The sequence below is a fragment of the Mucilaginibacter sp. genome (assembly GCF_028288225.1).
In the GTDB taxonomy this organism is placed as follows: domain Bacteria; phylum Bacteroidota; class Bacteroidia; order Sphingobacteriales; family Sphingobacteriaceae; genus Mucilaginibacter.
The window spans coordinates 94,334-109,195 of record NZ_JAQBOC010000045.1 but is presented as its reverse complement, the minus strand read 5'-3'; the positions used below and the strand labels follow the sequence as shown (position 1 = coordinate 109,195).

Below are 14,862 nucleotides of genomic sequence, written 5' to 3'. Positions count from 1 at the left end.
GCTAATCTAAAATGTTTTTTCTTAATTAAAAATTTTTAAGAAAGAAAAATAATGCCTTTAAAGTGGTTTTTTTCAACATTTTCACATCAAATCACTTATTTTTTTTATAAAATACAATAAAACATATATTTAATAAGTTCAATATACAAATTATATAAGTGCGTAATTTTACAGTATTTTAATACAAAGTTCACAATTATTGAAAACAAGAAAATGTTATGGCAATTTCTTATTCAATATTTCAATTTTATCCACACTGAAATATTAGCATTAAAACACAAATTTTTATTTTTTACAAAATATCAGGGTAATATTTATGCACTTTAATTATTAATTCGCCGAATAAAGTATTTGCCCAGGCAAACCATTTCCGGGTGAAATCTGCTGCATTATCCTTATTGAATGATTCGTGCATAAAACCGGTGCCTGCATGAGTATTTTTAAGCCATTTTATGCATTTTGCAATCTCAGCTTTATCAGTTGAGGTTAGCGCGCGCATAATAATGCTCATTGGCCAGATATAATTTAAGCCAACATGCGGTCCGCCAATGCCCTCGGCTGCTGTCCCTTTAAAAAAGTAAGGATTAGCTGTGCTCAATACCATCCTGCGTGTATTCTGGTACAGCGGGTCGTGTTCAGATATTGCATTAAGATACGGCAGTGCCAGCAGGCTTGGCACATTACTATCATCCATAAATAGCTGATTGCCGTAACCATCAACCTCATAAGCCAGTACTTTACCATATACCGGGTGCTGTGCAGTAGCATACTTTTGCAATGCGTGGGCTACCTCAGCCGCTAATGCTTTGCAAGTTGCGGCAGTAGCTTTATCATTACCTATATGCTCATACATTTCGCCCATCTGGTATAAGCTTACCACAGCAAAATAATTGGATGACACCAGGAACGGATAAATCGTAGCATCATCACTCGGGCGGAATACGGAACAGATCAAACCAACAGGCTTAACAGGATTACCGTAACCGCTCAATGGTGCGGTATCAGTTGACACTTCGGTCTTCCTTTGGAAATGATATGGGCCCTTGCCATTTTTGCGTTGCTGCTCTTTAAAGGTTGCTACAATCGCTTTGCCCGCTTTTTGCCAGTTCACGTCAAAAAAACTGGTATCACCGCTTATTTTCCAGTAGTTATAGGCCAGCCGTACCGGGTAACAAAGAGAGTCTACTTCCCATTTACGCTCATGAAGCTCAGGTTTCATGTCGGTGCGATCAGTATCCCATTCGCTGCCGGTAGGGCCTGCGTTAAAAGCGTTGGCATAAGGATCAATTAAAATACAGCTGGCCTGGCGGTTAAGCACACCTTTGATCAGGTTCTTTAGTTCCGGGTCATTTTTTATCAGCGGCAAATACGGCCATACTTGTGCAGATGAATCGCGCATCCACATAGCGTTTATATCGCCGGTGATCACAAAAGTATCAGGCCGTCCATTCTTTTCAGAATAGTTTACCGTAGTGTCTAAAGTATTGGGATAGCAATTTTCAAACAGCCATGCCAGCTCAGGATCTTTAATAGCAGCCTTTACACTTTTAATAGTAGCCTCAACTGCCTTGCTGGTAAACTTTCGGTCACTTAGTTTGGGGCGTTTGCTTTCAAAAGCTGCGTTTGCAAACCAGGCGGGTTTAAGCCCAAGGCCAATACCTGCAGTAGTTACGCCATTTATTTTGATAAAGTTTCTTCGGGATAGCATAGTGTTTTCAATTGGTAAGCGGTAAAAATAAAAAAGCTGTACGGAATACGAAAGGCTAATTAATATTTAAATTTCTGTGATACGGGGCCTCTTTCAGGCAATCTTGCCGCAGGGAAACTACCTCCGTAAAGCTTCATCCATCGCAGGGGCCTCTCCGAGAGACCTTCAATGCTATTAAGTTAAGGGAAAACACAAATGTGATTCTCCGCAAAAGCCTGGTAGCCCCCTCTAAATCTCCCCCGGTTGGGGAGACTTTAGCTTCGCACTTTTTTAAGTCCGCCCTGCCGGGGAGGATTTAGGTAGGGCATTTGGACATTGTTATGTGGTTAGTTATAGCCAACGTTCTCCTTAACTTAATAGCATTGGAGAGACCTTGCGAGGACAGGAAGGTTTTTATTTAATTGTAATAACTACTGTTATTCAAGCCTGCAGCTATGTAGTTAGTATTATTTAGCTTTCTTTATAACAGATTTTGTTTTGCTAATAAACCAGCTAAGAAAAATCAATATGATGTTTAATAAAATGCTTAACCAAACAAATAAGCTGTAAAAATAGGTTTCATATACAAAAAAACCATCGCTAAAAAAATCAATTGTTATTAGTGTACATAAAATAAATAATTCTATCATGCAAATAAACAAAAGCCTTACTCTAATATTTACCTTTTTATAAAATATCAGCAGATAAGGCGCGATCAAGCTTGAGATAAGTAAAACTAAAATAAGGCCGTCTTTCATACTGCAGTGTTATCGAAACAAATCCAATAATAGCCACAAGTTCAATATTGTTGGTGACAAAACCTAAAAATGCAGAAAAACAAAAAAAGCCTTCCAGATTACCGAAAGGCTAATGAATATTCTTTTTTATAGTCTCCCTACCGGGGGAGATTTAGCGCGGGCTTACATGATGAAGCACTTACGCCACCACTAATTTATTCTCTTTATAAAATCCGGCCTTTAACTTCTCAGCCATTTCGCTGTAAGCATCCAGCGTGCGCTGAACATCTTCCAAACTATGTGCTGCCGTTGGGATCAGCCTTAACAGGATCAATCCCTTAGGGATCACCGGGTATATTACGATTGAGCAGAAGATCCCGTAATTCTCGCGCAGATCGCGGGTTAGAGCGGTTGCTTCGTACAGGTCGCCTTCCAATATTACAGGGGTAACCATGGTATTGGTAACACCCAGGTTAAAGCCGCGTTCTTTTAATCCTTTTTGAAGCGTGTTTGCAATTTCCCAAAGTTTTTCGCGCAGCTGTGGCTGTGATTTCAACAGTTCAAAGCGCTTTTTCAATCCTATTACCATTGGCATTGGCAATGCCTTGGCATAGATCTGCGACCGCATATTATAACGCAGGTAGTCAACAATCTCTTTATTAGCAGCTACAAATGCTCCTATGCCAGCCATTGACTTGGCAAATGTGCCGAAGTAAACATCAACGCCATCAACACAATCCTGTTCTTCATGCGTACCGGCACCTGTTTTTCCCATGGTACCAAAACCATGCGCATCGTCAACAAGCAAACGGAAATCGTATTTATTTTTAAGGGCGATGATCTCTTTCAGCTTACCCTGCGCACCCGACATTCCAAAAACGCCCTCGGTTATCAGCAGGATCCCGCCGCCGGTTTGTTCAGCAAGCTTTGTAGCACGCTCCAGCTGCTTTTCGCAGCTTTCTAAATCATTATGCTGGTAAACGTAACGTTTGCCCATGTGCAGCCTTAAACCATCAATAATACAAGCATGTGATTCGGCATCATAAACTATAACATCATTACGGTCAACCAATGAATCAATTATTGATACCATTCCCTGGTAGCCATAATTTAGTAAAAAAGCATCTTCTTTACCCACAAAAGAGGCAAGATCTGCTTCCAGCTCTTCATGGTGGATAGAATTGCCCGACATCATGCGCGCACCCATTGGGTAAGCCATACCATAATCGGCAGCTGCCTTTGCATCAGCTTCCCTAACTTCAGGGTGATTTGCCAACCCCAGGTAATTGTTCAGGCTCCAAACCAAATGTTCTTTTCCGTTGAACTGCATGTGAGGACCTATTTCGCCTTCCAGCTTAGGATAGGAAAAATAACCATGCGACCATTTTTGGTGCTGCCCAAGTGGGCCGCCCATGCTTTTTGATATTTTGTTAAATATATCCAAACTGCTAAGTTTTATTGCGTTTTAAAGATACAAATATAGCCCTTAAAACGTGCAGAAACAATCATTATTACTTTTTATAATAGGCTATAAGTTGGTGATTAGAGATTGGTTAGAGCGACTAGAAGCCCGTTTGACCGGAGATTAGTTGCTGGCAGTCTGAAAATAACGGAAATTAGGGAACGAGATGCAGATGGTCAATTTCCAAATAGACAAGCAAAAGCCCCGCAAATTTGCAGGGCCTTCTATATAAATACAATTAGGAATTTGTCTTTCTTTTATTGACTTTCGGGCTAAAAACCAATCTCTGGTCTCTAACCTCTAATCAACTACCCTCAATCCACATTATCATGCAGAAAAGAGTTGTTATTTCTTATCCCGGTATTTCCTTCGTCATCAGGCAATAAAGAGAACCGGGAAACATGGCTCTCGTCAGACGCAGGGGTTTGCTGAAGGGCAATTTCCTTGCGTTTGTAAGCCGGAATGCTTTCCATTTCCTGGATATTTCCGCTGCGTAATTTCATGCTCAGATCTTTAAGCCTCATTATCCGCTCGCGCGATTTACGCAGTTGCTCTTCTATTGACTCATTTGTTTTATTGTCATCTGCACCGCTAACAACTTCGGGCTCTTTTTCAGGCTCAGGTAGCTTTTCTTCCTTAGGCTGGGTTTGCATAAAGTTTGTTGCCGGCTCAGCAATCTTAAATGTCATTTCAGGCACATCAGATGTTTCTGCTTCTGCCACCGGCGCTTCTTCTGCTGTCAAATCATACTTTACAACTGCAGGCTCTTCGTTGCGGGCAGCAAACAGATCAAACAAGCCTGTTTGTTTTGTTTGCTTTGACTCGTCCTTCATTTTCATGTACGGTTCGGTAACCGCATCAGGCTTAACAGCTGTAATAAATTCATTTACCGGCTTAGCTTTAGGCTCAACCTCCGGCACAAGCATCGAAACGATTTTTTTGCTGCTTTGCTCTTTTTCGCGCTCATCCTTGGTTTGGAAACCTGTGGCAATTATGGTTACAGATAATTTATCCCCTAAATTTTCATCAACACAATTACCCCATATAAGGTCGGCAGCTAAACCTGCTTCTTCTTGTATGTAATCGGTAATAACACTTACTTCATCCATGGTAACTTCCTTGCTGCCCGAGCTTATGTTCAGCAGTATGTATCTGGCGCCTTCAATTTCATTATCTTTTAATAATGGTGATGACAAAGCACCTTCAACTGCTTTTAAAGCACGGTTTTCGCCTTCGGCAGATGAACTGCCCATTATTGATACGCCGCTGTCTTTCATTACAGTGCGCACGTCTTTAAAGTCAACGTTTATGTAACCGGGCAGTGTTATAATTTCGGCAATGCCCTTTGCGGCAGTGGTTAAAATATTATCGGCCTGTGCAAATGCCGAACCTAAAGTAAGGTTCCCGAAGATCTGGCGGAGCCTGTCATTACTGATCACTAAAAATGAATCGACATGCTTTTTCAGCTCTTCCATGCCAGCATCAGCTTGCAGCTTGCGGCGCTTTCCTTCAAATGCAAACGGTGTAGTTATAATACCTACAGTTAGAATATCCAGCTCGCGGGCGGCCTTGGCTATAATAGGGCTTGCACCAGTACCGGTACCACCACCCATACCTGCTGTTATAAACAGCATTTTGGTATTGGAGCCCAGCATTTGTTTTATATCATCAATATTTTCAATAGCCGAATTTTTACCAACTTCGGGTATTGAACCTGCGCCCATGCCTTCAGTAAGGCTTGCACCTAATTGTACCTTATTGGGAATTGGGCTTAGCTCCAATGCCTGTGCATCAGTATTGCAAATAATAAAGTCAACACCGGTAATCCCTTGTCTGTACATGTGGTTTACCGCATTACCCCCGCCGCCGCCAACACCAATTACTTTAATGATGGACGACTTTTCTTTTAACATCTCAAAATGCATAATCCTAAGTTTCAGTTATATGTGATTGACGAATAAACAGATTTATCTATTGTAATATTATGACTTTTTCCACAACACTTATCCACAATTGTCAATATGTGGAAAGATCGGGTCAATGTGGAAAGATTATTTCAAAAAGTCCTCATCATTAATATCGTCCTTAATAAAACGCTTCCCGCTTTCTAATAATTTGCCTAATAAACCAAACTTCCTGTCTTCAGTATATCTTGGTTTTTCAACTTTTATGTCCTCGGCAGCAGGTGCATAGTCATTGTATTCCATCTTCTGGATGCCTTTTATCAGCAAGCCAATACCGGTTGCAAAAGTTGGGCTTTGCAGCTCCTCGTAAACATTTTTAGGCAATTGCTCGTTTTTTGCCAAATGTTCATTGGGGTAACCTACGCGGCAATCCAAACCGGTAACAAATTCAACCAGTTGCGCCAGGTGTTTTAACTGTGCCCCACCACCGGTAATAACAATACCTGCTATCAGTTTTTTCTCGTAACCGGATGATTTTATTTCATAATATACGTGCTCTACGATCTCTTCCATACGAGCCTGGATCACAAAAGCCAGGTTTTTTACCGAGATCTCTTTTGGCTCGCGGCCGCGTAAACCGGGAACGCAAACAATCTCGTTTTCCTTGTTTTCGTCAGCCAATGCCGAACCAAAACGTACCTTTAATTGCTCAGCTATATTGCGCATTACAGAACAACCCTCGCGGATATCTTCAGTTACGCTATTACCTCCAAACGGTATAACTGCGGTGTGGCGTATAATTCCTTCGTGAAAAATGGCCACATCAGTTGTACCGCCGCCTATATCTACCAATACTACTCCGGCTTCTTTTTCCTCATCGCTCAATACAGATTCTGATGATGCCAAAGGCTCAAGCGTAAGCTCTTCACTTTGTAAGCCGGCCTTGTTTACACATTTAACAATGTTTTTTATAGCAGTAACCTGGCCGGATATAATGTGAAAATTAGCCTCAAGCCTTACCCCTGCCATACCAATCGGATCTTTTATGCCCGGCTCATTATCAACGGTAAACTCCTGCGGCAAAACATGGATGATCTCCTCGCCCGGAGGCATCACCAGGTTATACATGTCCTCAACCAGCTTATCAATATCCTTACGGGAGATCTCGTTTGACATATCACGGCGGGTTATTAAGCCCCTGTGCTGTAAACTTTTAATATGCTGGCCCGCAATGCCTACATTTACCACTTTTATCTCCACGTTTGATTGCGTACCTGCAACATCAACGGCAATGGTTATTCCCTGTACCGTTTTATCAATATTTGAAACCATGCCGCGTGTTACCCCGGCAGATTCAGCTTTGCCAATACCCAATACTTCTATTTTGCCATTTTTGCTCCTGCGCCCAACAATGGCACAGATCTTGGTAGTTCCTATGTCCAATCCCACTACTATTGGTGAACTTTTTTCCTGAGTTGAAGTTTTGTCCATATTAATTCGTATTTATTGTTGTATCCCTAATCAATTTTGATGTATCACTCAAAGCCCCCTTTGCTTTTAATGAATCTGTTTTTATATTTTCGTTCCTAACGCCAACTACCTGGTTAGCATATTTCACATTTATCACCTTGTAGGCATCCCAGCCAACCTGTGGTAATGCCTTTTTGTAAAAAACAAGCAGGTTATGAAACTTATTCTCCAACGAGTCGGCATTGCCTAACAAGATCCGGTTGTTGCCTACACGTGGGATCAGTTCAATTTCATGCGCTTTATTTACATAGATCTGCGCTATCTGCGCATCCCAAAGCGAATCTTTTCTTATATAATCAGCAGTTTTAAACAACTCTGCAGCAATCGCAGTGTGCAAACTATCTACCTGGTTGGCGAAAAGCTCGTCTATATATCCATTGGCAACTAACACCCTTGCTGTAAAATTTGCCGATAAAGGAATCTTTAATCCATGCTGATCTACATAAAAATCCTGGTCAAAGCGATTCATCAACCTTAAAATGGGCTGCCGCTGGCTTATCTCAACATTAATAACCCCATCCATATCTGTATAAACCTTTGCAAATTCAATAAACGGGTTGGCCTTTAACTTTTTTTCAAGCCCGTTAATATTGATACTTTCCATCCGGCGGCCAATTAACGCACGGCTATTTACCTGCAAAATTTTGTCTACTTCTTCCCTGTCAATAAAATACTGGTTGCCCGGTATGTATATTTTAACGTCTTTACATACAACCTCACCCTTTTTGCTTTCAATAAAACCCATTAATACTATTAAGCCCCCGAAACTTATTATCCAGGCAAGGCTTATCAGCAATGGCTTCCAGATCCGTTTCTTAAACATCCGCTAAAATTTGTTTTAAGGGTTGAACCAATGTATCAATATCGCCTGCGCCAACTGTTAACAGCAGCTCCGGCTTTTCTTCTTTTATAACATTCAAAACTTCCTGCTTGCTAATGCGGCGCTTGTTCTTCAATTTCATCCGCTCCAGTATCATATCTGCATTTACACCTTCTATCGGCAACTCACGCGCCGGGTAAATATCCAGTATGATCAGCTCGTCCGACAAATCAAGTGCTTCGGCAAAGCCGTCAGCAAAATCACGCGTACGCGTAAATAAATGCGGCTGAAAAATTGTTGTCAGCTTTTTGCCCGGATACAATTTTTTAACCGACCTGATAGCTGCTTTTAATTCTTCGGGATGATGCGCATAATCGTCAATATATATTTGATGATCGTTTTTTACGATATATTCAAAACGGCGTTTAACCCCTTTAAATGAACCTAATGCACTTTTTATAGCTTCTGGTGATACCTCGAGTATCAGGCTTGCTTCAATTGCAGCAACCGCATTTTCAATATTGTGGGTACCTGCAATACCCATCCTGATATTGGTTATGCTGGTGTTGGCATTTTTAAAATCGAAATAAAAATCACCGTTCTCTATTTTTATGTTTGACGCCGTTGCGTCGGCTTCTGCATCAACGGCATAAGTAAAACCAGTATCCAGATCCAATCCTTTTTTATGGATCAGCGTGCCACCCGGTTTTATCTGAGATGCAAACAATTTGAACGATTCCGTTAAATGTGCATGATCCCCATATATATCCAGGTGATCGGCATCCATCGATGTTACAATGGCAACATCAGGGTGCAGCGTAAGGAACGAACGATCATACTCATCAGCCTCAACTACTACAATATTATTTTTGCCGTAAAGCACATTGCTGTGATAATTTGTTGAAAGCCCGCCCAGGAAAGCTGAGCAATCTTTACCGGAATCTTTCAAAATATGGGCAACCATTGTTGACGTGGTAGTTTTACCGTGCGTACCCGCAACAGCAACCGTAAACATCCCCTGGCTAATAATACCCAACACCTGCGACCGCTTATACAACCCAAAGCCATTATCACGGAAAAAGTTCAAAATGGCAGAATCTTTAGGAATTGCCGGTGTATAAATTATCAGCGTACCCTCATCCGGTGTTTGAAAGCTATATGGGATCCAATCGATACGGTCATCAAAAATAACCCGGATGCCTTCATTGTGAAGGTCATTGGTTAAATCGGTAGCGGTTTTATCATAGCCGCAAACAACGCAACCCAAATGCTGAAAATACCGGGCCAATCCGCTCATGCCGATGCCGCCGATCCCCACCAAATAAACCCGTTTTATGCTGCTTAATTCCATTTTTTTATTTTGATTTCACCGATTACTTTTTGATTTCACCGATTTATTTGTTTGATGTTTTCTTTGATTTCACAGATTCCCTTTTTACTATGAACTATGAACCATCAACTATGAACTACTTTATCATTTTTATCACTTCTTTAGCAATTATCTCATCAGCATCAGGCATCGCCATTTTGCCAATATTATCACTCATTTTTCGTTGTAACTCTTTATCATTTAAAAGTTCAATGGCTTTATCAACCAGCTTAGCCTCCGCGTCTCTATCGGCAATAAAAACTGCCGCATGCTCCTGTACCAGTGCCAATGCATTTTTTGTTTGATGATCCTCCGCTACATTTGGCGAAGGCACCAGGATCACCGGTTTTTTCACCACATACAGTTCAGCAATTGTGCCTGCGCCGGCCCTTGATATAATTATATCGGCAGCGGCGTAAGCCAGGTCCATCCTGTTTAAAAATTCAAGGATGCGCACATTTGGGTGATAATCCTCACCAAGTTTTTCAATAATCCCTTTATAATAAAACTTCCCTGTTTGCCATATTACCTGCACATCTGCAGCTATTAACTTATCGAGCCCGGCCAGTATGCTGGTATTTAAAGTACGCGCACCAAGGCTTCCTCCAATTATCAATATTGTTTTTTTAAACGCCGATAGTTTATAAAGCTCAATCGCCTGCATTTGCTTGCCGGCAATGTTAACCGACTCCTTACGGATCGGGTTGCCTGTTTTAATAAGGCGGTCATAAGGAAAGAATTTATCCATGCCATCAAAAGCAACACAGATCTTTTTTGCCTTTTTTCCCAGCCACTTATTAGTAATGCCTGCGTACGAGTTTTGCTCCTGTATTAAATACGGAATGCCTTTTAATGAAGCAGCGTATAATAATGGCCCGGAAGCATAACCACCCACGCCTACTACCGCATCGGGTTTAAAATCCTTAATAATTTGAAGTGATCTCCTTACGCTCAGCATTAACTTTACCGGGAACATTATATTCTTCCATATTGATTTTCGCTGAATGCCCTGGATCCCTAAACCAATTATTTTATAACCCGCGGCCGGCACCTTTTCCATCTCCATCCGCCCTTTAGCGCCAACAAACAAAATTTCGGTTGCCGGATCAAGACTTTTCAAAGCATTGGCAATAGCAATAGCCGGGAAAATATGTCCCCCGGTACCGCCCCCACTAATGATAATGCGCGGCCCCCCAGCCCCCGCCAGCTGGCGGGGGAGTTTTTGATTGGGTTGGTTTTTATTCCTTGATTCCACCGATTTATTTTGATTTCACCGATTAATTATCGCCTTTCTAACTTCTCTTTATTTTTTTATTCGCACATCCGCACATTTGCATATCCGCACATTATTCCCCCTTTAGGGGTTAGGGGACTCTACGCCATGCTTATTTCGCCTACTATAACTTTTTTAGGTTCGTCAATATCCCTGCTAACTGATAATATAATACCAAATGCCAGGCTGGTAAATAATATGGATGTACCACCCATACTTACAAATGGCAGCGGGATTCCCGTCACCGGACCCAATCCAACTGCAACCGCCATATTAGCAAATGCCTGTATTGTTAAACTAAAGCTAAGTCCTGCAGCCAGCAGCGTACCAAATGCTTTCGGCGCCCGGGTTGCAATTTTTATACACCTGAATAACAGGAACAGGTAAATGCCTATCAGCACAATACCACCAACCAAACCGTATTCTTCAACTATAATAGCATATATTTCGTCAGAGTATGCTTCGGGTAAGCTGTTTATCTCATCGCTGTTACCTACACCTTTGCCAAACAAGCCGCCTGTAGCTATTGCAATTTTTGCATGATTGGATTGCTGCGCCTTATCCGGGTCAGCCTTTTCAGGGTGCATATAGGTTTCTATACGGGTAATATACATGTGGCGGCGCGGCCCTAAAAATAATATGCCGGATAACACTACGGCGCCACCCATACATACCACTGCAATTTGCTTAACACTTATACGCCCCATTATCAGCAACAAAATGCTAACTCCAAACAGCATCAAAGCTGTGGAAAGGTTGGCCCATGCTATAAGTGCAAAAACCACACAAACTGCCCCCATTATTGGGATAAATGACTGTTTTACGTCCTTAATATTTTCCTGTTTAATTGATAATGTGCGAGCCAGGTAGGTTATCAATGCAAGCTTGGCCAAATCTGAAGTTTGAAAACTAAGGCCGGTACCCGGAATGGGAATCCAGCGGCTGGCCTCGTTTATGTGATGCCCAAAAATTAGCGTGTACAGTAACAATGGAATGGTTATTATCATCAGCAATTTTGAGATGCCACGATAATACCGGTAATCAATTTTATGCGACAGGTACATTAAAGCTATGCCACCAACTATCATGGCCAGGTGTTTTATCAGTATAGACTCCGTGCCCACTCCCCTTTTGTAAGCAAGCGACCCTATAGCGCTGTAAACAGCCAGCAATGAAATAACCGACAACAATATGACGATAAGCCAGATCCAGCGGTCTCCTTTTGTATTACTGAGTATTTTATGCATATTATTTTTTTGATTTCACCGATTAATTTTGATTACACCGATTTTTCGACCATGGTCCATGGACTATAGGCCATGGTCTTTTTTTACAGTTCCTTCACCGCCTGTTTAAATTGCCTGCCCCTGTCTTCGTAATTTTTAAAGAGGTCAAAGCTTGCACATGCGGGTGACAGCAATACCGTATCTCCTTTTGTTGCAAGGTGATAGGATACTGTTGCGGCTTCCTGGGCCGAATAAGTATTTACTATAATTTCTACCACGTCTTCAAAAGCATCATGAATGCGCCTGTTATCCTTACCAAGGCAAACTATTGCTTTTACTTTTTGCCTAACCAGGTCCTTAAGCATACCGTAATCATTGCCTTTATCAACTCCGCCAAGTATCAGTACTACATCGCTGGTCATACTTTCAAGGGCGTACCAGGTTGAGTTAACGTTGGTAGCTTTTGAATCATTGATAAAGCTGATGCCGGATATTACAGCAACCGACTCCAGCCTGTGCTCAATGCTTTTGAAGTTACCCATGCTCTCCCTCATTGAAGGGTTCCGCAGTTCGAGTACTTTTGCTACTATACCTGATGCCATAGAGTTATAAATGTTGTGTTTACCCTGTAAAGCTAATTCGTGAATTGACATCTGAAAATGTTGTTGGTGAATGTTAATGACAATATTGTCTTGTTCGAGATATGCTCCCTGTTCAATTTTTTTTTCGATAGAAAACGGCAACTGCTGCGCTGCAAAGCTTCGCCCGACCATTCCTTTAATGGTTTCCGGATCATCTGCACAGTAAATGAAATAATCACCGGCTGTTTGATTTTGAGAGATGCGAAACTTTGACGCTGCATAGTTTTCCAGTTTGTAATCGTACCGGTCTAAATGATCGGGTGTTATATTTAATAATACCGCTATATCAACCTTAAAACTGAACATATCGTCAAGCATAAAGCTGCTAATCTCAAGTACATACAAGTCAAACTTTTCGGTAGCTACCTGGTAAGCAAAACTTTTACCTATATTACCGGCTAACCCAACATTTAATCCTGCATTTTTCAGGATATGATACGTTAGGCTGGATGTAGTGGTTTTTCCGTTAGACCCTGTAATGCCTATAATTTTCGCATTGGTATACCTGCCTGCAAATTCTATTTCTGATATAATCGGGATCGCTTTTTCCTTTATCTTTTTAATGATCGGCGCCTTGTCTGGAATCCCTGGACTTTTAATTACCTCAACCGCCTTCAGGATCTCAGCTTCTGTATGCTGGTTTTCTTCAAAGCGAATGTTCCAGCCTTGCAGCTGCTCTTTATAGTTATCAGTAATCCCTCCAAAATCAGACACAAAAACTTCGTAGCCTTGCTGCTGAGCCAGGTATGCCGCACCCACCCCGCTTTCGCCTGCACCTAGAACTACTATTTTCTTATTTGATTCCATTAACTCTTTTCGTCTATAGACCATGGTCTATATAGTCCATGGTCTCTTTTATTTTCTTCTTAACTAATCTCTAATCTCTAATCTCCAACCTCTAGTCACTACCTCAGCTTCAACGTTATTATAGTAACTATTGCCAGCAGGATGCCGATGATCCAAAACCGGGTTACGATCTTAGCTTCATGAAACCCCCTTTTCTGGTAATGGTGATGCAGGGGCGACATTAAAAACACCCTCCTCCCTTCGCCGAACCTTATCCTTGTAAATTTAAACCAGGATACCTGGATAATTACCGACAGGTTCTCGATCACAAAAACCCCGCATAGTAATGGCACCAGTAGCTCCTTACGGATCATGATAGCAAATACTGCTATTATTCCACCAATTGCCAGGCTGCCTGTATCACCCATAAATACCTGAGCCGGGTATGAGTTGTACCACAGGAAGCCTACACATGCGCCCACAAAGGCACCCGCAAAAATTACCAGCTCGCTCGAATTGGGAATATACATTATATTCAGGTATTCGGCTATAATTGTGTTACTTGATACATAAGCCAGTATGGCCAGCGTGATGCCGATAATGGCGGAAGTACCTGTTGCAAGGCCGTCAATTCCATCAGTAATATTGGCTCCGTTTGATATGAATGTGATAATTATAATTACCGAGAACATAAATATCAGCAGTGAGTAATGGTCAGAGTCGGCGCCAATAAACTTTAACACCTTGCCATAATCAAACTCGTTGTTTTTATAGAATGGCAGGGTTGTTTTGGTCGACCGGATATCCTGCGTATAAACAGGTTTGTTGCCGCGCATATGAAAATCAACAGGGGCATCAATTTTAACCGGCGGCTTCACTTCCTGCCGGATTACAATATCCGGATTTGAATACATTGTAAACCCGATGAACAAGGCTAAACCAACCTGGCCTATTATCTTAAACTTACCGGCTAAACCTTCTTTATTCTTTTTAAATACTTTTATATAGTCGTCCAAAAAGCCTATCGCGCCCAACCAAACAGTTGTAACCAGCATCATGACGATGTAGATGTTGCCCAGCTTGGCAAATAAAAGTGTAGGTACCAATATGCCTAATATGATGATAAGCCCACCCATTGTTGGGGTACCGGCCTTTTGCATCTGCCCTTCAAGGCCCAGGTTCCTTACAGTTTCGCCCACCTGCTTAAACCGTAAATAATCAATCAGCCTGCGACCAAATACCGTGGTTACCACCAAAGATGTAATTACAGCCATTGCCGTACGGAACGTGATGTATTGAAACACCCCCGAGCCGGGTATTGTGTAATTTTTATTAAGCCAGGTGAATAAGTAGTAAAGCATTCCTTAGTTTGATTTCACTGATTTTATAATTGATTTCACTGATTTTTTTTCCATGGACCATGGTCG

General features: G+C 41.6%; 10 protein-coding genes. All 10 read right to left on the bottom strand.

Annotated features, from left to right (window positions below):
* Positions 1-292: 292 nt before the first annotated feature.
* Positions 293-1,708: a glycoside hydrolase family 125 protein gene (locus JWQ54_RS13990; RefSeq protein WP_299585694.1), complete on the bottom strand. Its 1,416-nt coding sequence runs from the start codon at positions 1,706-1,708 to the stop codon at positions 293-295.
* Between the two features lie 915 nt (positions 1,709-2,623).
* Positions 2,624-3,868: an aminotransferase class I/II-fold pyridoxal phosphate-dependent enzyme gene (locus tag JWQ54_RS13985; protein WP_299585692.1), complete on the bottom strand. Its 1,245-nt coding sequence runs from the start codon at positions 3,866-3,868 to the stop codon at positions 2,624-2,626.
* Positions 3,869-4,200: 332 nt separating this feature from the next.
* The gene (gene ftsZ / locus JWQ54_RS13980) at positions 4,201-5,811 is read right to left on the bottom strand and encodes a cell division protein FtsZ (RefSeq protein WP_299585690.1); all 1,611 of its coding nucleotides are present in this window, start codon (positions 5,809-5,811) and stop codon (positions 4,201-4,203) included.
* Positions 5,812-5,937: 126 nt separating this feature from the next.
* Positions 5,938-7,281 (bottom strand): cell division protein FtsA, encoded by a 1,344-nt coding sequence (ftsA, locus tag JWQ54_RS13975; RefSeq protein ID WP_299585688.1) that lies wholly within the window; start codon positions 7,279-7,281, stop codon positions 5,938-5,940.
* A gap of 1 nt (position 7,282) precedes the next feature.
* Positions 7,283-8,143 (bottom strand): cell division protein FtsQ, encoded by an 861-nt coding sequence (locus tag JWQ54_RS13970; protein ID WP_299585686.1) that lies wholly within the window; start codon positions 8,141-8,143, stop codon positions 7,283-7,285.
* Entirely contained in the window at positions 8,136-9,491 is a 1,356-nt protein-coding gene (gene murC, locus JWQ54_RS13965) for a UDP-N-acetylmuramate--L-alanine ligase (protein WP_299585684.1), read from the bottom strand. Before murC ends, JWQ54_RS13970 begins: the two co-directional genes overlap by 8 nt.
* Before the next feature lie 115 nt (positions 9,492-9,606).
* Positions 9,607-10,716: an undecaprenyldiphospho-muramoylpentapeptide beta-N-acetylglucosaminyltransferase gene (gene murG / locus JWQ54_RS13960; RefSeq protein WP_299585786.1), complete on the bottom strand. Its 1,110-nt coding sequence runs from the start codon at positions 10,714-10,716 to the stop codon at positions 9,607-9,609.
* 167 nt (positions 10,717-10,883) lie between these two features.
* Complete coding sequence (locus JWQ54_RS13955) at positions 10,884-12,029, bottom strand: FtsW/RodA/SpoVE family cell cycle protein (protein ID WP_299585682.1); 1,146 nt, start codon at positions 12,027-12,029, stop codon at positions 10,884-10,886.
* An 83-nt stretch (positions 12,030-12,112) separates the two neighbouring features.
* Complete coding sequence (gene murD, locus JWQ54_RS13950; protein WP_299585680.1) at positions 12,113-13,456, bottom strand: UDP-N-acetylmuramoyl-L-alanine--D-glutamate ligase; 1,344 nt, start codon at positions 13,454-13,456, stop codon at positions 12,113-12,115.
* Positions 13,457-13,554: 98 nt separating this feature from the next.
* Positions 13,555-14,796 (bottom strand): phospho-N-acetylmuramoyl-pentapeptide-transferase, encoded by a 1,242-nt coding sequence (gene mraY / locus JWQ54_RS13945; RefSeq protein ID WP_299585678.1) that lies wholly within the window; start codon positions 14,794-14,796, stop codon positions 13,555-13,557.
* Positions 14,797-14,862: the final 66 nt, after the last annotated feature.